We start from the raw sequence: 24,585 nt of genomic DNA, 5'->3' as shown, positions 1-24,585 counted from the left end.
TGGCTAGTAACCAGTAGTCGGTAATCAGTAGTCGGTCGGGGGAAGTCAGGTCGTCGGGGCTGCGGCCAATTGGTTCAGCTTCAGATCGACGCCCGTGTCGGGTACTTCGTCGCCAGCGACGGCGAAGTAGGGAATTTCGGCCGCGACTTCGTCCAGCACTTTTCGCGAGTTGAACATGCCCGGCAGTTGCAGCAGGCGCCAGTAGAGCGGACCCTCGACCCAGGCGCCGGTTGGCGGACGAACGGCCCATTTGGCCGGCTGCAGCCTATCCCCATGATTAACGTAAGATCCGTCGCGCTCGGCGAACGATCCGCCAGGCACTTGGTAAGTAGCCAGATCCCACAGGGGCGAATCGAACAAATCCTGCACGATCAACACATCGAGATCGGCAAATCGCTCGGCCAGGGCCGCGTCATGCCAAGCCGATGGGTAACCGGCCGTGAGCCAAGCCGCGCGAATCTCACTCTTGTCGAGCTCGCCTAGGAAGTCATTGAAATTCAGGTGCCCGCCAAAATGTTTGATGATCGCTTCCACACCGCGTCGATTCGGCGCCTTTTCGGCGCGGATGGTGAAGCCGTTCTTGAACGTCTCGTCCTGGCCGACCACAGGAACCGGTCCGATCGAGAGCACCGCCGAGCTGTCGATGCCGCGGATGTATTTGGCCAGCAAGTAGGCTTCTTCAACCGTGAGGTGCGGCGAGATTACGGCCGCCAAACGTCCGGCCGCCACCAGGCTGGCCTGTAACTCGGCCGGCAATGTCGCCCATTCGATATTTGCGTGGACGCCGTTTTCACGCTTTCGCAGCCCGACCTGACGTTCGGGGCTGTGAACGTGGTGATAGCCGTATCGGCCATCGTCGCACATCCACCACTTATTAACGTGCGGGTTCTCGCGTGGCTTTAATCGCCACACGTGGTCCTGGTTTTCCTCGACCGTGATCGAGCACCCGGTCGAACAACCGGTGCAGACACCATTGTGCTGCTTGAGGAACCACACCCGCTGCCGATAGAGAAAGTCCTTGTCGCCCAACGCACCGACGGGGCAGAGATCAACGACATTGCCCGACAGTTTGTTATCGAGCGGAAACCCGGCCAGCACGTCGATCTCTTCGTGGCTGCCGCGGTTGATGACCATCAACTCGCTCGTGCCGCTGATCTCGCGCGTGAAACGCACACACCGGGTACACATCACGCAACGGTCGACGAACAGGGTGACGGTATCACCCATGTCGCGACGCCGGCTGGTGAAGGGGCGGATATCGGCCCGTCGCTCGTTCTGGCCATGTTCGAAGTGATAATCCTGCAGTCGGCACTCGCCCGCCTTGTCGCAAATAGGACAGTCGATCGGGTGATCGATCAGCAAGTCCTCTTCGACCATGGCCCGGGCTTTGCGTACGTTTTCGCTATCGGTGACGAAGACCGTGCCGTCCTTGGCCGGCGTCTGACAGGCTGGCACCAGCTTCGGCATCATCGAGATGGCGCCGGTCTCGGCATTGCGCGTGCCGCTTTCGACCAGGCACATCCGGCAACTGGCCACGACCGTCAGCCCGGCATGCCAACAGTAGTGCGGAATCTCGACGCCGGCGCGCTCAGCGGCTTGAATGCCGTTCAAGCGCTCTTTGTCGCCGACTTCGACTTCGCGACCGTTGATGAGGACGATACCCATGGCAAATTTGCTGAAGGTTGTTGGACTGTTGTGCCTGAGAACTAATGACTTGCCAAAACCGGCAAAGCTTTCACCGCGTGCGTGACCGCGTAGCCTTGGGGATTCGTGCGCTTGATGTAGTCTTCGAACTCGCCGCGGAATTTGCGAATCGCGTTTTTGATCGGCCAGGCAGCACCGTCGGCGAGGCCGCAGATCGTCGTGCCGGGAATAATGCCGATCGAGTCACCGATTTCGAGCAGCAGGTCCAGGTCGCGCAACCGTCCCTTGCCCGCCTTGATCCGCTCGAGCATTTCCAGCGACCAGCGAGTTCCTTCGCGACAGGGAGTGCATTGGCCGCAGCTTTCGTGTTGAAAGAAGCGGCAACTGTTGTGCAGAAAATCGACCATGCTGACCGTCTCGTCCAACACGACCACCGCCGCGGTGCCAAGACCCAAGCAGCCCACGCGGCCGGGGCCGGAAAAATCGAGCGGCGTATCGAATTCTTTTTCCGTCAGCAGGCCCATGCTGATCCCGCCCGGGATCGCCGCTTTTCCCTTGCGCCCTTTCCAGACGCCGCCGCCGTATTCATCGATCAACTGACGGCAGGTGATCCCCAGCGGCGCTTCGTAGCAGCCTGGCTTGTTGACGTGTCCGCTCAGACAGTACAGCTTCGGCCCATAGCTACCGGGATCGCGCGGATTGTTGGGATCGGCGGGCACGCCGATCGATTTGAACCATTCCACACCGCGATTCACGATGTGCGTAACGCAGGCCACGGTTTCGATATTGTTAACGACCGTCGGCTTGTGAAACACACCTTCCACAGCCGGGAACGGCGGCTTAATCCGTGGCCAGGCACGCTTTCCTTCCAGGCTTTCGATCAAACCGGTCTCTTCGCCGCAGATGTACGCCGCGGCGCCGCGATGCAAGAAGATGTCGAGCGAGAACTCGCTTCCCAGGATATTCTTTCCCAGGTAGCCAGCGGCGTAGCATTCGTCGATCGCGCGCTGCAAACGCTCGAGGCACAGCGGATACTCGTATCGCACGTACAGGTATGCCGTCTTGGCCTTGGTCGCATAGCAGCTGAGGATGATCCCCTCGATGACCTGGTGGGGATCTTCCTCCATCAAGATGCGATTATTAAAGGTGCCTGGCTCGCTCTCGTCGGCATTGATGCACATGTAGATCGGGCCGGGATGATCCTTCGGCAGGAAGGTCCATTTCAGGCCCGTCGGAAATCCCGCGCCACCGCGGCCGCGCAGGTTGCTATTCTTCACGAGTTCGATCAGCGCCGGCGGCTGCATCTCGGCCAGCACTTTTCGCAGCGCACCATAACCACCGGCCGACTCGTAGACAGCGCGCGTATGGCTGTCCGGCTTGTTGATGTTGGCGAGCAATACTGGTTCGAACTGCAGCACGTCTTATTCCTTGGCAGCTATCGGCCGGCGCCGGCATCTTAAATTACCGACGACGCTGGCAGCCGCATCTCGTTCATTCAAACGTTTTCAAAATCTCGTCGGCCTTAGCGGGCGTCAGGTCTTTGTGCAATGTCTTGCCGGCCAGCATGCAGGGAGCGAAATCGCAGGCGCCCAGGCACTCGCCGAATTCGAGCGTCAGGCGTCCATCCGCGGTCGTCTCACCCGGCTTGATGCCCAGTGAGTGGCACATATGTTCGAGCACTTCTTCGCCGCCGCGTAGGGCGCAACTGATTGAGCGGCAGACCCAAGCCCGTGTCCGGCCATGCGGCGCGTCTTGCTTGAAAAAGCCGTAGAAGCTCAATGTGTCTTGCACTTCGGCGGGAGCCAGTTCGAGCAACTGTGCGATTTCGACCACGGCCGCGATCGGCACGCAACGCAAGCGCTCGTTGACGATATGCAAAGCCGGCAACGTCACAGCCTGCCGCGTGGGATAGCGCGGGAAGTAGGCCTTGATCGCCTCGACCATCTCGTCAGTGAGTACGCGTTCTGGCGTTGCCATCGTGTGCTTCGATTAGTTCCTTACCATCGCTGGTGCTTCGGGCTGGTGTCGCTGGCTTTCTGCTTCGTATTGTTATCGATCCAACTCGGCGGCAATGATGTTCAAGCTGCCGAGCACAGCAACGACGTCCGACAGCGTGTGACCGCGAATCAAATGCGGAAACACCGCGAAGTGGATGTACGACGGCGGCCTGCAGCGGGCGCGGTAAGCGACTTCACTGCCGTCCCCCACGATGTAAAAGCCTAATTCGCCGTTGGGGCTTTCGATCGCGGCATAGCTTTCTTCGCTGGGCACCTCGAAGCCGCGATTGCTCATCGTCAACTCGAAGTGCGAAATGCAACCTTCGATGGTCGAGTAAACTTCACGCTTGGTCGGTATCGCGGTCCGCTCGCCGATGTCGACATTCACGGGGCCTGACGGCAGATTCTCGATCGCTTGCGATACGATCTTCAGACTTTCCCGCATCTCGGCCATGCGCACCAGATAGCGGGCGTAGCAATCTCCAGCCGGGGCACAGCACATCTGAAAATCGAAGTCTTTATACGCCAAGTAAGGCTCGTCCTTGCGCAGGTCGCGCGTCACTCCGCTGCCGCGGGCCACGGGCCCCGAGCAACTGCGGTTAATCGCCTCTTCCTTCGTCAGGACGCCAACCCCCTTGGTGCGGTCGATAAAGATGCGATTGCGATCCAGCAACCGGTCCATATCGTCGAGCGTCTTGGGGAAGGTTCGCACGAATTCACGCACCAGATCGACGAACAGAGGTGTTGCGTCGTGCATCACACCGCCGACGCGCGTGTAGCTGTTCGTAAAGCGGGCCCCGCACAGCGTCTCGAAGATGTCGTACAGATCCTCGCGGCGATTGAACGCATACAAGAAGTACGTGAACGCCCCTACGTCCAAACCCACGGCGCCATTACACAACAAGTGATCACTGATTCGCGCCAACTCGCACAAGATCGTGCGGATGTACTTGCAGCGCGGCGGGATTTCGAGTCCCAGCAGGCGCTCGACCGCGTTGTGCCAGGCCACGTTGTTGGCCATCGGCGAGATATAGTTCATCCGGTCAGTGACCGTGACGTACTGGTTGTAATTCAGGCTCTCGCCGATCTTCTCGAAGCCGGAGTGCAGGTAGCCGATATCCGGCACCGCGTCGACAACACGTTCGCCGTCCAGCTTCAACACGATGCGCAGCGTCGTGTGCGTCGCCGGATGCTGCGGACCGAAGTTGAGCGTCCAGATAAAGTCCTGGGCTTCGTCACGGGTCGGCTCGGCAGTGAGTGTCGCAGGCGCTAGCGGCATATCAGCTCCGATCCCTCGTCAGCACCGGGAAATTGTGCCGCTCGCCGCGACCTTGCAGCGGATAATCCTTGCGCAGCGGATACGCCTCGAACTCGTCGGGCAGCAAAATGCGCCGCAGGTCGGGATGACCAGCGAACGTGATGCCGAACATGTCATACACTTCGCGTTCCATCCAGTTGGCCCCTTCCCACAGGGGCACCACGGTCGGAACCGAAAGTTCAGGCTCGTTCAGAAACACGCGCACCGTCAAGCGGTCGTTCGTCGCGGTCGAGGCCAGCAGATAGACCAGCCCGAACCGGTCTTGCGCATCGCGATAATTCAGATAGTCGACGCACGTGACATCGACCAGCAGATCGAAGCCGGCCTGCTTCAGCCAGGTAAGCGTCGCCAGCATCGAATCTTTGGGCACTACCACCCGCGCTTGGCCCTGATATTCGCCGTGGGTCAACTGCGGAAAGGCGGCGGTCAGTTTGTCGAGCGTGGCGGACTGGATCATGCGGGCAGTCGCGGCGCCAAGGCCGCACAGGGGAGTCTGTCAGTGAAAACTACCGGTGCAAATGGTGCGGTAGACTCGGTAACACGGGAAGCTCAATCAATGCCCGCTTCTGACGCTGACGCGAAGGCAGGTTGAACTCGTCGCCATTGATTGTGCCTTCGGCCTGAATTTTGTCCTGCAGATCGATAATCGCTTGAATCAATTGCTCAGGACGCGGCGGGCAGCCGGGAACGTACATGTCGACCGGGATAAAGCGATCGATCCCCTGCACCACGGCATAGGTGTCGAACACTCCGCCGGTCGAGGCGCAAGCTCCCATTGAGATGCACCATTTCGGCTCGTTCATCTGCTGCCAGATGCGCTGCAGTACCGGCAACATCTTCATCACGACGCGCCCGGCCACGATCATCAGGTCGCACTGGCGAGGGCTGAAGCGAAATACCTCGGCACCGAAACGGGCCAGGTCGTGACGACTGGCGCCCGTGGCCATCAGTTCGATCCCGCAGCAGGCCGTGGCGAAGGGCATCGGCCACAAGCTGTTCTTGCGACACCAACTGGCCAGCTCGTCGAGCTTGCTGACGACGACATTTTCGGGGAGTTCTATCGCCATCGAAACACTCCCTTACGCCATGCGTAGACAAGCCCCACCGCGAGTAAGGCGATAAAGACCATAATCTCAGCGAACACGATGCCGCGTCCGTCGATTAAATGCAGCTCGACCGCCCGATCAATGCCGTGCGCTGCCTCGCCCGCCGCGGTCCGCTTACTGGAAACGGCCCACGGATAGAGAAATAGCAACTCGACGTCGAACACCAAAAAGGCGACCGCGATCAGGTGAAAACGAACGTCAAAGCGGCGACGGGCGTCATGAATCGGATTCATGCCGCTCTCGTACGGCATCCGCTTCACCGCCCCCTCGCGCCGCGGACCGATCAGTAGGCCGGCCGTGACCAGGCCCACGGACAATCCGGTGGCGGCCAGCACTAGCAAGAACAGCGGCAGCATGACGTTCTGCATAGGCCGAACTACAGTCCGACGAAGGGTTTGCCAGCTTCAGCCCTCGACTTTGTGAATCGTTTCACAAAGCAGGACCAAAGAAAAGCCCGGCTGTTGGGCCGAGCATGCACCGGCAATGTATCGCTTGCCCGGTGGGGGGTCAAGCCGGCGCCGCGCGCTGCCGATTCTCGGCGAACCTTGATGCCGGTTTGCGATCCGATTTTGGCCGAGGCTGTCGCCCTAATGGATCGAGGCGACGGATCAGGACGACTCTCCGCGCGGCAACCTCTTGGAACGTCGCCGGACAGAAATGGCGACCAGGCCGATCCCCATGCCAAACAGGGCGACGGTCGAAGGCTCGGGCGCTGCCGAGTAACCGACGTAGGTGTAGCCATCGCCGCCGTTAAACACGTTGTAGGCGAGGGGGTTACCCGAGACCGTGATCAGGCCTGAACTAATGAGCCCGTCGATCGCTGCCACACGGTCTCCGCTGCCGGGGTTGGCCCAGCGAAATACCCAATCCAGGCCGGGCACGACCGAACTGTCGAAGTCGAGATGCAACACGCTGGTGTCCAGAATGCTGAGCGAACTGCCTCCCAGCGTCAGACCCGTCAGACCTCCAATGGCCTGTTGAATCGTTAACGACGACGCCAGGTCGAGTTGCAGATTTCCTTTCACCTGATCGTTACCGCCGTGCAGGGTCACGGTGCTGCTATCGATCGACAGATCGCTGTTTACCGTCACGGCACCGTCATTGAGGAGTTGCCCCGCGGTGCCAAAGCGCCCGATGAACATATTGTTCGCCGTTATGTCGTGACCGGCGGCGTCAACCGTGCCCGGCGAGGCGCCGGTACCGCGGATATCCAGGTCCTGCGACAGCGTCATATTGGCGCCCAGAGTCAGTTGGCTGCTGGCGTCTTGTATGAGGACGCCTTGGCTGACATTGCCTGCGGCCGCGGTCGTGACCTGACCGCCGCTTTGGATCTGAATATTGTTAAGCGCCGTCGCCGCATTGAGATTAACGATGGCACCGTTACTGGCGCCCAGCGTCGAGGCCGAATCACTGGCGTTGAAGTTAAAGTTCGAACGATCGACGAACAACCCGGCGGCGGCCGTGATCGTGCCACGATTCAGAATCTGGCCCGACGTGTTGAAACGGCCGATGTAGATGTTATTCGCCGAGATGTTGTGCCCGGCGGCGTCAACCGTGCCCGGCGAGGCCCCCGTTCCGCGGATATCCAGGTCCTGCGACAGTGTCATATTCGCGCCCAGCGTCAGTTGGCTGCCGGCGTCTTGTATGAGGACGCCTTGGCTGACGTTACCTGCGGCCGCGGTCGTGACCTGACCGCCGCTTTGGATCTGAATGTTGTTGGCTGCCGTCGCCGCGTTGAGATTGACGATGGCACCATCGGCGGCGCCGACGGTCGAAGCTGAATCGCCGGCGTTGAAGTTGAAATTCGAACGATCGACGAACAACCCTGCGGCTGCCGTGATCGTGCCGCGATTCAGAATCTGGCCCGACGTGTTGAACCGGCCGATGTAAATGTTGTTGGCCGAGATGTTGTGCCCGGCGGCGTCGACCGTGGCCGGCGAGGCCCCCGTTCCGCGGATATCCAGATCCTGCGACAGCGTCATGTTGGCGCCCAGCGTTAGCTGGCTGCCAGCGTCGAACACCGTTACGCCTTGGCTGACATTGCCTGCGGCAACGGTCGTGAGCTGACCGCCGCTTTGGATCTGTATGTTGTTGGCTGCCGTCGCCGCATTGAGATTGACGATGGCACCGTCGGCGGCGCCGACGGTCGAAGCCGAGTCCCCGGCATTGAACGTGAAATTTGAACGATCAACGAATAGTCCAGCGGCAGCCGTGATCGTGCCACGATTCAGAATCTGGCCCGACGTGTTGAACCGGCCGATGTAAATGTTGTTGGCCGAAATGTTGTGCCCGGCGGCGTCGACCGTGGCCGGCGTGGCGCCCGTACCGCGCATATCCAGATCTTGCGAGAGCGACAGATTTGCGCCGAGCGTCAATTGGCTGCCGGCGTCGAAGACAGCGACGCCCTGCGAGATGTTTGTCGATGCGGCTGTCGAAAGGTGGGCACCTGACAAAACTTGCGCGGTTGCGGAAATGGTATCGCCGGATTGCAAAATCAAAGCGTTACCGTTTTGAACTGCCAAACTTGCTGTGGAAAACGTGCCACCCCCGGTGCGCGTGATGACTCCGGTGCCACCAAATTGCCCGATTGTGATTGTATTGCCGACCGAGAGATTGAACCCGTTCAAATCGAGCGTCCCGATGCCCGCCCCGTCGCGCCCCAGGTTGAGATTTGCAACCGACTGATCGGCGGTCAGGTTCACTGTGGCCGTCGATAACGTCCCCGCGGGAAAGGAACCGCCGATGTAGGCATTGTCCGCCGCACCAGGAGGGCCACCGGCGGGAGTCCACGTCGCGGCGTTGGTCCACGGACCACTCACAACTGCCGCGCCATAATCATCGGCGAAGCCGTCGTTGGTCAGACCGCCGAGTATGACGAGTGCGATCGCAATTAACGGTTGTGGTACGGTTCGAAACCGTGCGTATCGAATCATGATGTGCCCTCTTTGATGCTTCTTCAATTGTCGTCGAGCGAATATTGCTACAGGCGGCCCCGTGACCATTGCGGCCTTTGCGCGCAGGGAACCGCCATTCCATCGGCGAATCATGCGAAAACTCGAATCGCGCGCAAGCAAACCATCGCGCACGAACCGAGAGAATCTTGGAAGAAAGCCAAGCCCTGGGTGCATCAAACGAGCGCCCTGCGGCGCATGATGCGGGCGGCTTTAGAGAACGGTCACTAGCGTGCCCCGGGAAGACCTAATCGCTGCTGCAAATCATTAGCTAGTGCGGCTCTGTCTAGACGACTGCCACGTGAATGAATGCAGATCGTAGTGCAGGAATTCGAGCAATTCAACCAAAAACCAGAAATAGTTCGGACTGGACGAAAACCAGCCAAGTCGCCAGGAAGCCGTCGTGCGGCAAAAACGCGAGCGCCAGGAGCTAGGATTGCGGCTCGTTGCTGGGCGAACTCCGGCGAATCTCGTCGCGCAGTTGGGCGGCCTCTTCGAAGCGCTCGTCGCGTACGGCCTCAGCCAGCTTTCGCCGCAGGCCTGACAGTTCGTCGCTGGGCGAACTTAACAGCGGCGCGGGAGTTTTGGCTGCCAGCTCATCGCGCCAGCGCACCAGTTGCACCAACTCCGCGCACTCGTCGGCCTTTTCGGATTGGCCGTATTCTTCGAGGAAGTCTCGAATATCGCGGATCCCCGCGTCGATCGCCGTCACGGCGGTCGGAAAATCGCCGAGTTCGACGAACGGCGTGGCCACAGCACGCGAGTGCATCATGGTCACGTACGGTCGCCACTGGTCGAAACGGAGTCGATCGCGCTCGTTCTTGGCATGATCGCGCACGAACTTGAAGAGGATCAAGTTCCGTCGCGTGTCGCGCGCGCACAATTCGTAACGCTCGAGGTGCCAGAAGCTGAGGTAGCGGTGGTAGTACTGCACCCCCTCGCGCAACAACTGTTCGCAATCCGCGTCCGAAAGCGTGAACGGGGCCAAGTCGGGGTTGGCCTTGTCGTGGGCCTGTTGAGCCTGCCGATAGAAGTCGAGCCAGGAATCGCGCCCCTCGGGACGTTGACCATCGGGACGGCCGTCGATCTCCATTTGCAGCAGGCCCAGGTCCAGCCGCAACTGGATCTTCTCCCGGCCGTCTTCGCCCGTAACGAGGCGCACGGACACCCGCTCGGGGTCGAAGTCCCACCCATTCAAGATGTTAGAGATATCTCGTGACACGTCGTTTTCGAGGTTGAACTGGGGCGAGTTCGGCCGGGGCAAATTCCGATCGCCAGGCGGCCGTTGTAGGGTAATGCCGCGACGGATTTTCCTGCCGCAAGCGAGCGAATTGTATACCGCGGCTCGCGACAAAAAGACGGGATACCGACGGGCTGAAGTCGTCGTTGCCGACACCTACAAAGATAGCCCACAGCCCTGCTACAGGGATAGGGGCCGGGCACCGGCAAACCCGCTGGCGCAAGCGGCCGGCTGCCAGTAGCTGGAACCTGGCTACAATCGGCCAGCGAAAGGGCCGCGCGAACAACGCGCGCCCCGAGCCTCGCGAGCGAAAATCGACAGACAATTCGCCAGCTTGCCTGGCTAGTCGTTCGCGTCGCGAACCAACGGTTCCATCGTTTTGGTATTGCGCTCGACGGCCAAAACCACGGTACGCTGCTCGAGACCGTTGGCGCTGCTGGCCACGGCCGGAATCACTTGCCGACAGTTCGGCAAGCTGAATCGGACCGTGAACGTGCCATCGGGGCGGAGCCGCACGGGATCGCCTTGCAGCGTCACGTGAGCGTCAGGCTCGGTGGCGCCGAAAACGATCAACTCGGCGTCGAGCTCGAAGTGAAACTCACGCTTCTTGCCCAGCGCTTCGGCCCCCGGTCCAAACCGGGTCGACATGGGCGAACCCATCGGGCGACGCAGCCGCTCTTCGAAGAGTTCCTGCAACTCCAGGTTCGGTCCTTCGGCGGAATACCCACCACTGAGAGCATAGACCTTCTCGAAGTCCTCGGCCACGGCCGCCCAATTGCCGTCGATCGCATCACTGGTGCCGGGCACCGGGGTGCTGACAACGTTGCTGCGGCAGAGTACGAAAAATTTGCCCTCGGCCGACAAGTAGCCGATGTCCAGCCGATAGCTCTTCGGTGGGTCAACGACGTCGATGTACCAGTTGTTAACGCCGCCATGGATTTCAATGGTGCGCCACAGACGCTCGGCAGTCGTCGTCGATCCGCCACCGCCTGAGACCTCGAACACACGCAGCACTGGCCGTGCGCCGTGCCATTCGCGTCCCATCGCCGCCTCGGCCCGTTCTACGCCGGTGCGTGTCAGTTCCCAGTAGGCGTGCAGCCAGAACGAGTCGCGGACCATCGCCACGAGCCGGTCCTTCACTTCCCCCTGCGATTTGTCCGGGGATTGGAAAGCCAGGTTTTTCCAGCGATTTAGCTTCTCTTTTGCGATCTGCAGACGTTTGACGACGGCCGGATCCTTGGGCTTCTCCACAATGCGCGGTTGCGGCTTACGAACCGGTCGGACAGGTGTGCTGGCCAACGAGCCATTCGTTCCATTGGACAATGAGCTCTTGGAAAGTGTGCCATTCGCCAGTGAGCTCTTTGAGAGCGAACCACTAGAACCGGCGCTTTTCGCAAGCGACCCGTTGGACAGCGAGCTCTTAGAAAGTGAGCCGTTCGATACTGAGCCCTTCGAGGGCGATCCAATCGATACAGCACCATTTGACTTACGCGTGGCAGCCACGGCGACAGTCGTTGGGCGAACTCCTGTGGGCCGAGCGGTAGCCGGACGGGAAGTCGTCGGCCGCGGCGCCGCCGTGCGAGATTTCGCAGGGGCCTTGGCCAGCCGGGACAAAGCCTTGACGAGTTGATCCTTACGCATCGAATGCCAGCCGCGCACGCCGCGCTTCTTGGCCATCTCCGCCAGATCTTTACACGAACGACTGTTGAGCGCGGCTACGTTAATCAACGGACTGTCTCCGGGATGCGTCGAGCGGCGGCCTGAGGCGCCGTGGGGTTTCTTGAGCCATCCCTGACCGGTTCACACACTGCGCCCGTTTGGCAGTCCGTACCCAAGGGCGATGCCCGCTGCTACCGATGCGCCGCTCGTTCGAGCGAAGCTCCGGACAGCGAGTTCAACTCCGACAGAAAACTAAAAAGGGGGTTCCACGGCCGTTAGGCAGGCCGCTTGCGTCATTCTCGAGAGGCCGCTTTCCCCTGCAATACTCACCTTTGACGTTCGATCACGTTCTCCAATACGCGATGCGACCCGCCTCCCCGGCTATCCCCCCTTCATGCGGAGCGAGGGCCGGCATATCGCAGAACTGTAATGTAATCAACGGCCGCTTATATTGCAACTAGTTTGCCCCTTGGAAGGCCTTTCTGATGACAGCACCTCAACCATCGATAGGTTGTTCTCGCACTTGGACTTAGATGCTGGCAATGAAGGCTGAATTGCGACCCCACGAATGAGGGTTAGGGAGCGCGTTTCCGAGTGTCGAAATCCATCCAATTTCGGCGAACCATTGGCGACAGGGCCCCCGTCGCGGCACCCCCAATGGTACCGGGGCTCGGCCGAGAGGCGCTGACCGAAAACGCCTAATGGAAAGGATTTGTGGCCCGTTCCAAGACTTTGTGAAAAAAAACACGAATTCCGATCGCCAGCCCGTTGACACTCTGAAAACAGCGGATTACAGTCCCGTTAAGTTCGATTGCAGCCGGCATTTTGGGTCGTTGCCAGCTCTTGCCCGGAGTCCGCTCCGTGGCACTTCTTTGGGGGTCCTTGCTGGGCCCGGGGTTTTTGGACAAGCAAATACGTTTTGGGTGTTTATTTAGGCGTTTTCACAGCATCTTTGCAAAACTCCGTCGGCGGATCTGGGCGTGCCCACGAAGCCTCCTCCTGACCAATCGCCAATCGTCATCGCGTCGCAATGGGCGACCCGCATCATGACGCTGGCGATCGAGATGGTGGTGCCCGGGCTGGCCGGTATCTGGCTGGATGGCCGACTGGGAACAAAGGCGCTGTTTACACTTTTGGGATTTGCCCTGGGCGGTTCATTCGCCATGTGGCAATTGTTGCGAATCACGCGGTCGCCACAGCGACCGAGATCAGGTTCCAACGACGATCGGGAACAACGCGGACCGTGAACGGCCACGATACCTCGACGAGCAGCGACTGCCTGGTGAGCTGGGTTCGCCATGCTCGCGCCGTCGCGCTCTGGATGACCGCCAGCTACCTGGTCGTGGCGCCGCTTGTGTTTGCCTTGCAAGGTCAGGACGGGCTCGTTGCCGCAGGCATTGCGGCGCTGGTCTGTGCCGCGGCGACTATTAGTGCTCAGTTCACCGCCATCTGGCTCGCAGGGGCCGGTCAACCGTTTCACGCCACGCTGATCGCGATGTTGCTGCGAATGGCGCCGCCGCTGGTCTTCTGCATGGCGATCGGCTTTCGCCGCGGGCCGCTGACGGACGCCGGTGCGGTTTTCTATGTGATCGGCTTTTACATGGTCACGCTGGCTGTCGACACCTGGTTGTCGGTCGGACGGATTTCGCTGGCCTCGTTGTCGAGGAAGGGATAGTCATGGCTAGTGACGTATTCGATCCGGGGCATCTGTTTGGCCACGTCCAGGATGCCGATCATATCGAGGTTTCGACGAGTGTCGTTCCCAGCGGAAAGATCATCCTCCCGCAACCCTTGCGGATGGACCAACCTCTGTGGAGCGGCAAGACCGGGGTTTTGTCGGTCGACAAGATCAACATCTTCGAGCCGATTGAGCTGAAGTTTACGAAGTTCATGCTGCTCGAATTGATCGTGGCGTTAGTCGTCGCCGTCGTGTTTATCCGGCTGGCGAACAAGATGTCCGCCGGTGATCGCCCCAAGGGGCGGGCGTGGAACCTGCTCGAGGCGATGCTCCTGTACATTCGCGATGACGTCGCGCGCCCCGCCATTGGCGACCACGACGCGGATCGCTTTCTGCCGTTTTTGTGGACGTTGTTCTTCTTCGTGCTGGGCTGCAACTTGCTAGGGCTGGTCCCCTGGGCCGGCTCGGCCACCGGATCGCTGGCCACGACCGGCGCCTTGGCATTTATCACCTTCGCCACGGTTGTCGGCTCGGGCATGAAGCAATCCGGCTTTGTCGGTTTCTTCAAGTCGCAGGTGCCGCACATGGATCTTCCTGGTCCGCTGGCGGTCCTATTGGTGCCGATGATCTTCGCCATCGAAATGCTGGGTCTGGTCATTAAGCATTTCGTGTTGGCCGTGCGTCTTCTGGCCAACATGATGGCCGGCCACTTGGTGTTGGCCGTGATCGTAGCGTTCATCGCCGCGAGCGCTGGCTCGGCGGCGTTTTGGGGTGTTATGCCCGCCAGCGTGCTGGGGGCGACTGCCTTGAATCTGTTGGAGTTGTTTGTCGCCTTCTTGCAGGCGTACATTTTTACGTTCTTGTCGGCCCTGTTTATCGGCGCTGCGGTGCATCCGCACTAATCGCCGCGACTGCGGCGTCGGAAACTTTTTGGGCAAGGTCTTTCCCGCGAAAAGGAGATTAGAGCAGTGAACAAGTTGATTGCAATTTTCGGTGTCGCGATGCTGTTCGCGTGCTACGCTAACCTGGCGACCGCCCAGACCCCGGAAGATCAGTTGAAGATCGAGCAGCAGGCCCAGGACATCGCTGCCAAGCGTGGTCCTTTCGCCTTCTATTTCGGTGGTGCCTTCGGCGCCGGCCTGGTGATCATCGGTGCCGGCTTGGGCATCAGCCGTATCGGCGCCTCGGCCGTCGAGAGCATGTCGCGTCAGCCGGAAGTGGCCGGCAACATCCAGACCGCCATGATTATCGCGGCCGCTCTGATCGAAGGTGCAACGTTCTTCGGTCTGATCGTTTGTATGTTGTTCAATAATTAGGTTCTGCGTCGGTTATGCCGGCGCAGCGCGGCGAATATCGACGCGCTGCGCCTGAACATGGATGAGGGCGCCCCTTGCGCCCCGGATTGAGGAAAGCTTGTCATGAGCATGTCGCGAATCCTGGCTTCTGGCCTGCTGGGCTTGGCTGTATCCGTGTACATCGGTGGCGGTGCATTACGCGCCGAAGGCGAGGGAACCGCCAAGCAAGACGCCCATGCAGCGCATGGAGCCGAAGGGCATGCGGGCGATGGCCACGGTGGCGATGCTCATGGAGGCCACGGCGGCGAACACGAAGCTCCCAGTCCCCTGAAGGTCGACTTCGATCTGGCCATCTTCACGGTGCTGATCTTCGTCATCCTGTTGGTCGTGCTGGGCAAGTTTGCCTGGGGGCCAATCGCTTCGGCTCTCGATCTTCGCGAGAGGAAGATCTCGGATAACATCGCCGCGGCTGAGCAACTCAATCAAGAGGCCAAGCGTCTCTTGGGCGAGTACGAGGCCAAGCTCTCGGCAGCTCGCGAGGAAGTGCGCGGCATTCTCGACGAAGCGCGTCGCGACGCCGAGCATGCGGGCCAAGAGATCGTGGCCAAGGCACGCACGGATGCCCAGGCCGAAACGCAACGCGGCAAGGCCGAGATCGAAACCGCGACGGCGCAAGCGCTCAACGAGCTGGCCCGCTCCAGTGCCAACTTGGCGGTGGATCTGGCCGGTCGCATTGTGGGCGCCAAGCTCACGGCCGGCGACCATGCGAAGTTGATCGAAGATGCCCTGGCTACCTTCCCGCAAGGGGACCATCGCCAGAATTAGTCTGCCCGTGACGGCGACGTTTTGATTCCGTTCCGACTTACCGGCAAGTGAGCTATGTCTCAAAGTCCTGCGAAACCTGATGCTGCCGAGCGAGCCACCGATCCCGGTGCGCAGCGCGTCGCCGAGGTCTATGCCAAGGCGTTCATCGCTGCGGCCGAGAAGGCGGGCGCAACGGCAGCGGCACTCGAAGAGCTCACCGCCATTGAGAGTGAAGTGCTGGAGCGCTTTCCCCGGTTGCGCAGCTTGCTGTCCTCGGGCTTCATCAGCGCCGCGGACAAGGTCCAGATCGTCGACCGCACTTTCAATGGGCGCGTTTCGTCGCTGGTCTTGAACTTTCTGCGCGTGCTGGCCGAGCACGAGCGACTGGAAGTGCTGCGCGACGTCATTCGCGCCGCGCGTGCCCAGTTCGACCAGATGCGCGGACTGCTGCGCGTCGAGGTGACCACGGCCAGCCCGCTAACAGATGAATTGGCGGCCAAAATTCAACAACAATTACGTGGCATGTTTGGGGGCGAGCCAGTGCTCGTTCCCAAGATCAAGCCCGAGCTGATCGGCGGCGTCGTGCTGCGCGTGGGCGACGCCGTTTATGACGGTTCGGTCGCGGCGCGGCTGGCGCAAATGCGTAGCCGCATCATCAACAGGAGTGTCCATGAAATTCAAAGCCGACGAGATCGCTTCAGTAATCCAGCAGGAAATTGAGCAGTACGAATCGCAGGTCGACGTCCGCGAAGTAGGACGCGTTCTCGAAGTCGGCGACGGTATTGCGCGCGTGTACGGCCTCTCCGGCGTCATGGCCGGCGAAATGGTCGAGTTTCCCAATGGCGTCACGGGCCTGGCCTTCAACCTCGAAGAGCACTCGGTCGGCGTGATCATTCTGGGTGACTACCTGACGATCGAGGAAGGGGATGAGGTCAAGAGCACGGGCCGACTGCTCAGCGTTCCGGTTGGTGACGCCGTGATCGGCCGCGTGGTCGATCCGCTTGGCAACCCGCTCGATGGCAAAGGACCGATCGTCACGGCCGAGCGCCGTCCGGTCGAATTCATGGCCCCCGGCATCGCCCAGCGGCAACCGGTTCGCGAGCCGTTGCAGACCGGCATCAAGGCCATCGACGCCATGACCCCCATCGGTCGCGGTCAGCGCGAGTTGATCATCGGCGACCGCAAGACGGGTAAGACCGCCATCGGTATCGACGCCATCATCAATCAGCGCAATAGCGGCGTGAAATGCTTCTATGTCGCGGTCGGTCAAAAGGAATCCACGGTTGCCGGTGTCGTCGAGGCGCTTCGCAAGAACGGCGCCATGGACTACACGACGGTCATTCTGTCGGGAGCCAGCGCGCCTGCACCGCTGCAATACGTTGCTCCCTATGCCGGTACGGCGATGGCCGAGCACTTCATGTACAACGGTGGCCACGCGTTGATCGTTTACGACGATCTTTCGAAGCAAGCCGTGGCTTATCGCCAGCTCTCGTTGTTGATGCGTCGTCCGCCCGGTCGCGAGGCTTATCCGGGCGACGTGTTCTACGCCCACAGCCGCCTGCTGGAGCGTTCGGCCAAGCTGAGCGCGGAGCTAGGGGGCGGTTCACTCACGTCGCTGCCGATCATCGAGACGCTGGAAGGCGAGGTCTCGGCCTACATTCCAACGAACGTGATTTCGATTACCGACGGACAGATTTATTTGCAGCCGGACTTGTTCTTCGCCGGCCAGCGGCCTGCCATGAACGCCGGTATCTCGGTTTCGCGCGTCGGTGGTGCCGCCCAGATTCCGGCCATGAAGAAGGTGGCCGGTGGTTTGCGGCTCGACCTGGCCGCGTTCCGTGAACTCGAAGCGTTCGCTCAGCTCGGTACCGACCTGGATGCCGCCACGCAATCGCGGTTGGATCGCGGCTACCGCATGATCGAGCTATTGAAGCAGGGGCAGTACCAGCCGATGGACGTGATCGACGAGGTGCTCAGCATCTACGCCGGCACCCGAGGTCACTTGGATAAGGTCCCCCGCTCCGAGGTCGCCGCCTGGGAACAGGATTTCCTCCGTTTCATGCGCGAGCAAAAGTTCGAGATTCGCAACAAGATCGTCGAGACCCAGAAACTCGACGACGACACGGCCGCGGCGTTGGAAAAGGCGATTGTCGAGTTCCAGGCGCAATACACCACGAAGAAGAAGTAGACGTATCAGGCTTCGCCACAGAGTTCACAGAGAACACCGAGGAAATGATGAATGACGGATGCAGAATGAAGAATACGAAGACCTAATGCCCGCAACGGCGACGCTTCTTCGATTCATCATTCATCATTCTGAATTCTGCATTTAGACAAATGGCCAAGGCACGAGCACTCGATAAACGCCGCAAGAGCATCAAGAACATCCGCAAGATCACGCGGACGATGGAGCTCATTGCCACGGCGCGCTTCAAGAAGGCGATGGACCGTGCGAGCGCCGCCACGGCCTACACGAAGCGAATTACGGCGCTCGTCGCCGAATTGGCCACCAGTGGTCTCAAGGTCAGCCATCCGCTTCTCGAGGCTCGCAGCGAGATCAAAACGGCGTCGCTGCTGGTGCTAACCGGCAATCGCGGTTTGTGCGGCGGGTACAACTCGAACGTCAACCGCGCCGCCGTCGCCCGCTGGAAGGAATTGCAAGCCACGGTCCCCAAGACGTTGCTCGAAGTATCAGGCAAGCGCGGCATCGCGGCCTTCAAGTTTCGCGAGATCGCCACGCACCGCGCGTTCACGCAGTTCGAGGACAAAGTCAGCTACACCGAAATCGACGAGCTGGCCAACGGCTATCTCGAGGATTACATAACCGGCCGGCTGGATCGTTTGGACGTCGCGTACACTCGCTTCGACAGCATCGCTCGGCAGGTCGCCGTGGTCGAGACACTGTTGCCGCTGGGAGCCATTGCCGGCGCCGATGCCACGAGCGCGCCAGCCGCGAAGGCCGGTCCGCAGTACGAATTTCTGCCGTCGGCGAAAAGCATTCTGGAAGAGGTGGTGCCGACCAGCTTCAAAGTGAAGCTCTTCAAATGCTTTCTCGACGCGGCTGTTAGCGAGCAGGTAGCCCGCATGGTGGCAATGAAAGCCGCCACCGAGAATGCCGACAAGATCATCAAGCACCTGACAATGACCTACAACCGCGCTCGCCAATCGCAGATCACGGGCGAGATCATGGAAGTCCTCGGCGGCGTCGAGGCGCTGAAGGGATAAGAAATGCAGAATGCAAAATGATAAATGATGAATCAAGGCGTGTGTTCACGCTGATGTCATTCATGGTTCTGCATTCGCCGTTCAAAACAAGTTCGCACGCAAAACACTAACGACAGACGAATAACCAACCAACTACTCGCAGGTTCCCATGGCCACCATCACGCAAGGCAATGCCCACAAGCCCGAGCACGCGGCCCTGAACGTCGGGCACGTCACTCAAGTGATCGGCTCGACGTTCGACGTCGAGTACGAAGAGAACAAGCTGCCCGCCATCTATAACGCCGTTCGCATCGAAACCGAGCAAAAGGGCGTAAAGGTTCGCCTGGTGGGCGAAGTGCAGCAGCACCTGGGCGGCGGTCGCGTACGTTGCGTCGCGCTAGGCAGCACCGATGGCATGGTCCGTGGACAGGACTGCGTTGATACCGGACACCCGGTCCGCGTACCGGTCGGCAAGGCCACGCTCGGTCGCGTTTTCAATCTGATTGGCGAGCCGATCGACGAGCGCGGCCCGGTCAACGCCGACGACTATTGGTCGATCCATCGCGACGCGCCGCCGATCACGGACCTTTCGACCAAGACCGAGCTGTTCGAAACCGGCATCAAGGTTATCGACCTGCTCACCCCGTTCGTCCGCGGTGGTAAGGCCGGTTTGTTCGGTGGTGCCGGTCTGGGTAAGACCGTGATTCTCACCGAGCTGATTGCTCGTATCGCCAGTGCGCACGGCGGTTACTCGGTGTTCGCCGGCGTGGGAGAGCGAACCCGCGAAGGAACCGATCTGTGGCTGGAAATGCAAGAAGCCAAGATCGGCGATACCGGCCGCAGCGTTATCGAGCAGACCTGCATGGTCTTCGGCCAGATGAACGAGCCGCCAGGCGCCCGCCTGCGTGTTGCTCTATCGGCATTGACGATGGCCGAGTATTTCCGCGATACAACCGGCGCCGACACGCTACTGTTCGTCGATAACATCTTCCGCTTCTCGCAGGCCGGTAGCGAGGTGTCCGCGCTATTGGGTCGTATGCCGTCTGCCGTGGGTTATCAGCCGACGCTGGCCACGGAAATGGGCGCCCTGCAAGAGCGTATCGCCTCGACGTCGAAGGGGGCCATCACCTCGGTGCAAGCCGTGTACGTGCCGGCCGACGATCCGACCGACCCCGCGCCGGCCACGGCGTTCGGTCAGTTGGACGCGTTCTTGTACCTGGAGCGATCGATCAGCGAAAAGGGTATTTATCCGGCGGTCGATCCGCTGGCTTCGAGCAGCCGCATTCTCGATCCGCAGTACGTGGGCGACCGCCATTACGCCATCGCCCGCCGCGTACAACGCACCTTGCAGCGTTATCGCGAACTGCAAGACATCATCGCGATTCTCGGCGTCGACGAGCTCAGCGAAGAGGACAAGCTGGTCGTGCATCGTGCCCGCCGCATGGAACGCTTCCTGTCGCAGCCGTTCCTCGTGGCCGAAGTCTTCACCGGCAAGCCGGGCGAAATCACGTCGCTGGCGGATACGATTCGCAGCTTCGAGGAAATCGCCGATGGCAAGTGGGACCACCTGCCGGAAAGCGCATTCATGTACGTCGGTCCGATCGAGCAGGCCGAAGAACAAGCCAAGAAGATGGCGAAGAAATAGTTGCTGGTAGCCGGTAGTCAGTAATCGGTAGTTGGTTGTCAGTATTTCGACGCCTTCTCCGGCCACTGACTTTCCAGCCGACATCAAGGTTGCGGATCGTCTGCATTACTTACCAACTACTAGCTACCGACGACTGACCACCACATGGCCCATTCAGAAGCACACGCGGGCGTTCACTTGAGTGTCCCCGGAGAATCTCAAATGAGCGGCGTTCGCATCCTGACGGTCATCGTCGTGACGCCCGAGACGACGGTACGCGAATCGCCAGCGCAATTCGTCGTCGTGCCGCTGTATGACGGAGAGTTGGGCGTCGCGCCGGGGCACAGCGCCATGATCGGCCGCTTGGGCTATGGCGAAATGCGGATCGTCGAGGGAGACCGCACCGATCGGTACTACGTCGACGGTGGCTTTGTGCAGGTGTCCGGCAACGTGGTATCGGTGCTGACCAATCGCGCCGTGCCCGCCACGCAGGTCGATGCCGCGGCCGCGGCCGAGCAATTGCAGGCGGCCCGCCACCGCCCGGCCCATACGCCCGAACTGCTGGCCATTCGCGAGCGCGTCGAGTTGCAAGCCCGGGCCCAGATTCGCGTCGCGGCGCACGCCGGCAAGCCGACTTCATCGCACGCCGGATCCGGCCACTAATCGGTGCGATCATTCAGTGGGCGGCTCGAACTCCGCCGACTTCGGGTTCTCGACCTCGAGCGGTTGTTTGTCGCCCACGGTCTGTTGCCAATCTTGCAGAAGCGTCGTCATGCGCGCAAGCTGCTCGGCCTGTGCTGGCTCATCAGCCAGGTTCCGCAGTTCTTCGGGATCGTTCTCTAAATCGAATAGTTGCGTCCGATCGACTTGCGGATAGCGGATCAGCTTCCAGCGATCGTCGCGAATGGCCCGCTGCACGTCGCGGTAGGCCATTCCCAGCGTGCTTCGCACTCTGGTTTGTTCACCGCGAAGGATCGGTACCAGGCTCATGCCGTCGATGTCCCGTGGTGCATTAGCTCCGGCCAAATCGCACAACGTAGGCATAAGATCAACCAAGTAGACCAGGGCGTCAGACGACCCTCGCTCGATGCCGTGCCCGGTGAATACGAGCGGTACGCGCATTGAATGCTCGTATAGATTTTGCTTGCCGAACAGGCCGTGACTTCCCATGGCCAGGCCATGATCCGAGGTGAACACGACGATCGTCTCGCCGGTCAGTTTTCGATCGGCAAGCGTCTGCAAGAGGCGGCCGATATGAAAGTCGAGCCCGCTGATCACGGCATAGTATTCATGCAACTGCCGGCGCACCTCCTGCGGCGTGCGCGGCCAGGGAGCTAACCGCTCGTCGCGGACGGTCATCTCGCCATTGTCGAACGGATGAACCGGCAGATAGTTGCGTGGCAGTGGAATCTCGTCTGGCCGGTAGAGGTCCAGGAATCGCTTGTCGGCGACGCGTGGATCGTGCGGCGCCTCGAACTCGAGCGTCATCAGCCAGGGAGCGCTTTCCCGATACGAGTCGAGAAACGCGACCGCGCTGTCGACGATCGTATGTCCCGGCTCGCCGCTGGTGCGTTCTCGTTCGTCGTCATCCAGATACAGGTTGCGATCGAATCGCGTGTGAATCGCGCGAGCGACGTTACCGCGCTTGCCGTGGTGATACGTGAAATAGCCGGCCGCCTTCAGGGCGTCGGGCAGGTTCGGCCCGTCACCGGGGGCCAGGCCCTTCGGCCAGTTGCGGAAATACGTCTGGCCCGACAGCAGCATGTTCCGGCTGGGCGAGCAGACGGCCGGTTGATTGCTACCCAGGCAGTAGGCATTTCGAAATGTGAATCCCTCGTGGAACAAACGGTCGAGATGGGGCGTTTTGACGGTCGTATTACCCAGCGCCGCGATAGCGTCCGCCCGTAAATCGTCAGCCACGAGCAGCAGAATGTTCGGGTGACGAGGGGACGATTCCGCCGCGTCAGCTGGCAGCAGCGTGCCGCAAAAAGTCAGTGCAATCAGAATGAGCGGCAGTGGGAGGAGGGTTCGAGAAGACATGTTCTGTATGCCTAACGGCAGGGTGTGAAGGTCATGGCTGACGAGATTGTAAGCTCAGCCGCATTCGATGTAAAAACTCAGAAACTGATTAGCTTCTTGCGCACCGATTTGCGATAATTCCGGCAGCGGCCGCGATCATGAACGATGAACTCGCGGGGGGCTACCTCCGCTTTGTCGCGATGACGCGCCGCGCCGCTACGGAACAAACGCCGGACGTTTTGGCGGAGGAGCGATTCTTATGCGGTTGTCGCGCATGGTGCGGCATGGCGCCGCGTTTTCTCTTCTGGTTGTAGCTCTGTCTGCACTCGCGCGCGGCGCGGATCGCGCGCAATCATCCGCTGCAAAAACGGACGACTCAACATCCCCCGCTGCGAAGCTGGTCCGTGAAGCGCTCGAAGCCGAGACAGTCGGCGACGCTGAACGGCGCGCGGCGTACCTTGCCGATGCGCTGAAGGCAGATCCCGATTACGCGCCGGCTCATTGGCACTCGGGCGAAGTACGTGTGGGCAAAGCTTGGCAAACGGTTGAAGCGTCGGCGGACGCAGCGACCCGCGCAGGCAAGGTCGCGCAATACCGAGTGAAACGCGACCATGTTGCAAATACAGCACTGGGGCAGATAGCCCTGGCGCAATGGTGTGCGTCCACTGGGCTTAATGACGAAGAACGCACACATCTGATTTTTGCGACGCAATTGCAGCCGACAAAAAAGCAGTCGAACGAGATAATACGCAAGTTGGGTCTCGTGCGTCGTAACGGTGTGTTGATGACCGCAGCGGAATCCGAAAACATCGCCGCGGAGCAGGTATGTTCGCACCACGATTTTAATCAATGGAAAAAGCGGTTCTCGGATTTGCAAAACGAATTGAACTTTCGCAAGTCGTCCCGGGCGGACGCACTAGTGAGGCTTCGCAGTATTCGCGATCCAGAGGCGATCCCTGCATTAGAGGCCGCGTTCGCTACGAGCGATGAAGAAGTCGGTGGTGCAGTGATCGACGCCCTCGCTGCGATGCAGGAGCAGAAGGCAGCGGAGTCGCTCATTAGATTCGCGGTTTTCGCCGGCCAAGACTCTGTTCGTCAAGCTGCCGCCACTGCTTTAGGGCAACGGTCGCCGTACGCGTACGTCCCGACGTTAATTGCAACGCTCGAGGCGCCAGTTCAAGTTGAGTTCCAAACGGACTTTTCCAGGGGTTTCGCGTGGCATCGGCTTGTCCTCTTCCAGGAGGGCCCTCTCGTTGATCAAAGATTCGTGCGCATCGATGCAGCGCACGAGGAAATCGTCTATTCTCGCAATCGCCAGAGCTTTATGCGTTCTCAAATCGTCGACGATAAGACCGTTCATGACGATGCGGCGCGCGCGGAAGCGGAACTAACGGCGAACGCGGATCGCAATCGCCTAAATATTTCGATTACGACCGCCTTAAGAACCGCCACCGGCAAAGAGCTTGGCGATGATTTCAAGCTATGGTGGGATTGGTGGTTGAATGAAAACGAGATTTACCAATCGCCGTACAAGCAGGTTTACGAAAAAACTTCTATTGATACATCCCCGGTGCGAATCAAATATGTCTCCTGCTTCCCCGCCGGCACACCGGTCGAGACGTCAACCGGTTCTTTGCCGATCGAGCAAATCAAGCCGGGGGATTGCGTGCTGACGCAGGAGCCTGACACAGGCGAGCTTGCCTACAAACCGGTAATGGCCGTCACACTGCGACCGGCCAGTCCGCTCATCGAAGTGCGCACGGCCAAAGAGACCATTCGCGCCACGCGTGGGCATCCGTTCTGGGTTTCCGGCATCGGCTGGCAAATGGCCAAAGAGCTAAAGGCCGGCCAATGGCTGCATACCACGGCCGGTCCCGTGCAAATAGAAAGTGCCGAGCAGCAAGGCGAAGCCGAGTGCCACAACCTGGTCGTGGCCGACTTCAATTCTTACTTTGTCGGCCAGCAGCGGATATTGGTTCATGACAACAATCTGCGACAGGTCACAACCGCTTCGGTGCCGGGACTGGTGAGCGACTGATCGTGAAG

General features: G+C 60.2%; 22 protein-coding genes. 11 read left to right on the top strand and 11 right to left on the bottom strand.

The genetic code is table 11. The features are described from left to right. Window positions 1-45: 45 nt before the first annotated feature. The 10 genes from VGN12_01875 to VGN12_01830 form a co-directional block, all read right to left on the bottom strand. Entirely contained in the window at window positions 46-1,665 is a 1,620-nt protein-coding gene (locus VGN12_01875) for a 2Fe-2S iron-sulfur cluster-binding protein (protein ID HEY4308173.1), read from the bottom strand. A gap of 41 nt (window positions 1,666-1,706) precedes the next feature. Further along, window positions 1,707-3,062: an NADH-quinone oxidoreductase subunit NuoF gene (gene nuoF, locus VGN12_01870; protein ID HEY4308172.1), complete on the bottom strand. Its 1,356-nt coding sequence runs from the start codon at window positions 3,060-3,062 to the stop codon at window positions 1,707-1,709. Between the two features lie 73 nt (window positions 3,063-3,135). Next, on the bottom strand, window positions 3,136-3,621 hold the full coding sequence (locus tag VGN12_01865; GenBank protein ID HEY4308171.1) for an NAD(P)H-dependent oxidoreductase subunit E: 486 nt from the start codon (window positions 3,619-3,621) through the stop codon (window positions 3,136-3,138). Window positions 3,622-3,693: 72 nt separating this feature from the next. Further along, window positions 3,694-4,920 (bottom strand): NADH dehydrogenase (quinone) subunit D, encoded by a 1,227-nt coding sequence (nuoD, locus tag VGN12_01860; protein HEY4308170.1) that lies wholly within the window; start codon window positions 4,918-4,920, stop codon window positions 3,694-3,696. Window position 4,921: 1 nt separating this feature from the next. Then, a complete protein-coding gene (locus tag VGN12_01855; protein HEY4308169.1) occupies window positions 4,922-5,416 on the bottom strand; it encodes an NADH-quinone oxidoreductase subunit C in 495 nt (164 codons plus the stop codon). Window positions 5,417-5,465: 49 nt separating this feature from the next. Continuing rightward, a complete protein-coding gene (locus VGN12_01850) occupies window positions 5,466-6,026 on the bottom strand; it encodes an NADH-quinone oxidoreductase subunit B family protein (GenBank protein HEY4308168.1) in 561 nt (186 codons plus the stop codon). After that, window positions 6,017-6,433 carry an NADH-quinone oxidoreductase subunit A gene (gene ndhC / locus VGN12_01845; GenBank protein ID HEY4308167.1) on the bottom strand — a complete coding sequence of 139 codons (417 nt, stop codon included), beginning with the start codon at window positions 6,431-6,433 and terminating at the stop codon, window positions 6,017-6,019. Before ndhC ends, VGN12_01850 begins: the two co-directional genes overlap by 10 nt. A 240-nt stretch (window positions 6,434-6,673) precedes the next feature. Continuing rightward, window positions 6,674-8,998 (bottom strand): PEP-CTERM sorting domain-containing protein, encoded by a 2,325-nt coding sequence (locus VGN12_01840; protein ID HEY4308166.1) that lies wholly within the window; start codon window positions 8,996-8,998, stop codon window positions 6,674-6,676. A 448-nt stretch (window positions 8,999-9,446) separates the two neighbouring features. Further along, window positions 9,447-10,238 (bottom strand): UvrB/UvrC motif-containing protein, encoded by a 792-nt coding sequence (locus VGN12_01835; protein ID HEY4308165.1) that lies wholly within the window; start codon window positions 10,236-10,238, stop codon window positions 9,447-9,449. 360 nt (window positions 10,239-10,598) lie between these two features. Then, the gene (locus VGN12_01830) at window positions 10,599-11,555 is read right to left on the bottom strand and encodes a DUF4912 domain-containing protein (GenBank protein ID HEY4308164.1); all 957 of its coding nucleotides are present in this window, start codon (window positions 11,553-11,555) and stop codon (window positions 10,599-10,601) included. Between the two features lie 1,340 nt (window positions 11,556-12,895). On the opposite strand from VGN12_01830, the gene VGN12_01825 reads away from it, so the two are divergent. The 10 genes from VGN12_01825 to atpC all read left to right on the top strand — a co-directional run bounded on the left by VGN12_01825 (window position 12,896) and on the right by atpC (window position 21,183). Beyond that, complete coding sequence (locus VGN12_01825; GenBank protein ID HEY4308163.1) at window positions 12,896-13,162, top strand: AtpZ/AtpI family protein; 267 nt, start codon at window positions 12,896-12,898, stop codon at window positions 13,160-13,162. Continuing rightward, entirely contained in the window at window positions 13,159-13,590 is a 432-nt protein-coding gene (locus VGN12_01820) for a hypothetical protein (protein HEY4308162.1), read from the top strand. Before VGN12_01825 ends, VGN12_01820 begins: the two co-directional genes overlap by 4 nt. 2 nt (window positions 13,591-13,592) lie before the next feature. Further along, window positions 13,593-14,495 carry a F0F1 ATP synthase subunit A gene (gene atpB, locus VGN12_01815; protein ID HEY4308161.1) on the top strand — a complete coding sequence of 301 codons (903 nt, stop codon included), beginning with the start codon at window positions 13,593-13,595 and terminating at the stop codon, window positions 14,493-14,495. 180 nt (window positions 14,496-14,675) lie between these two features. Next, on the top strand, window positions 14,676-14,909 hold the full coding sequence (atpE, locus tag VGN12_01810) for an ATP synthase F0 subunit C (protein HEY4308160.1): 234 nt from the start codon (window positions 14,676-14,678) through the stop codon (window positions 14,907-14,909). 102 nt (window positions 14,910-15,011) lie between these two features. Further along, a complete protein-coding gene (gene atpF, locus VGN12_01805; protein ID HEY4308159.1) occupies window positions 15,012-15,713 on the top strand; it encodes a F0F1 ATP synthase subunit B in 702 nt (233 codons plus the stop codon). Window positions 15,714-15,767: 54 nt separating this feature from the next. Further along, window positions 15,768-16,412, top strand: a complete 645-nt coding sequence (gene atpH / locus VGN12_01800; protein HEY4308158.1) for an ATP synthase F1 subunit delta — start codon at window positions 15,768-15,770, stop codon at window positions 16,410-16,412. Next, on the top strand, window positions 16,363-17,880 hold the full coding sequence (atpA, locus tag VGN12_01795; protein ID HEY4308157.1) for a F0F1 ATP synthase subunit alpha: 1,518 nt from the start codon (window positions 16,363-16,365) through the stop codon (window positions 17,878-17,880). The genes atpH and atpA overlap by 50 nt, the downstream gene beginning before the upstream one ends. Window positions 17,881-18,029: 149 nt before the next feature. Then, the gene (atpG, locus tag VGN12_01790) at window positions 18,030-18,917 is read left to right on the top strand and encodes an ATP synthase F1 subunit gamma (protein ID HEY4308156.1); all 888 of its coding nucleotides are present in this window, start codon (window positions 18,030-18,032) and stop codon (window positions 18,915-18,917) included. A 148-nt stretch (window positions 18,918-19,065) separates the two neighbouring features. Continuing rightward, entirely contained in the window at window positions 19,066-20,541 is a 1,476-nt protein-coding gene (atpD, locus tag VGN12_01785) for a F0F1 ATP synthase subunit beta (GenBank protein HEY4308155.1), read from the top strand. A gap of 201 nt (window positions 20,542-20,742) precedes the next feature. Beyond that, a complete protein-coding gene (gene atpC / locus VGN12_01780) occupies window positions 20,743-21,183 on the top strand; it encodes an ATP synthase F1 subunit epsilon (GenBank protein ID HEY4308154.1) in 441 nt (146 codons plus the stop codon). Window positions 21,184-21,192: 9 nt separating this feature from the next. Here the strand turns inward: atpC and VGN12_01775 are convergent, their stop codons facing one another. After that, complete coding sequence (locus VGN12_01775) at window positions 21,193-22,560, bottom strand: sulfatase-like hydrolase/transferase (GenBank protein ID HEY4308153.1); 1,368 nt, start codon at window positions 22,558-22,560, stop codon at window positions 21,193-21,195. Window positions 22,561-22,798: 238 nt separating this feature from the next. Here VGN12_01775 and VGN12_01770 point away from each other — a divergent pair, with 238 nt between their 5' ends. Further along, the gene (locus tag VGN12_01770; protein ID HEY4308152.1) at window positions 22,799-24,577 is read left to right on the top strand and encodes a polymorphic toxin-type HINT domain-containing protein; all 1,779 of its coding nucleotides are present in this window, start codon (window positions 22,799-22,801) and stop codon (window positions 24,575-24,577) included. The last annotated feature ends 8 nt before the right edge of the window (window positions 24,578-24,585 follow it).

It is taken from the genome of Pirellulales bacterium, assembly GCA_036499395.1.
Classification (GTDB): domain Bacteria; phylum Planctomycetota; class Planctomycetia; order Pirellulales; family JACPPG01; genus JACPPG01.
The sequence above is the reverse complement of the archived record's forward strand: the minus strand, read 5'-3'. Positions and strand labels throughout refer to the sequence as shown.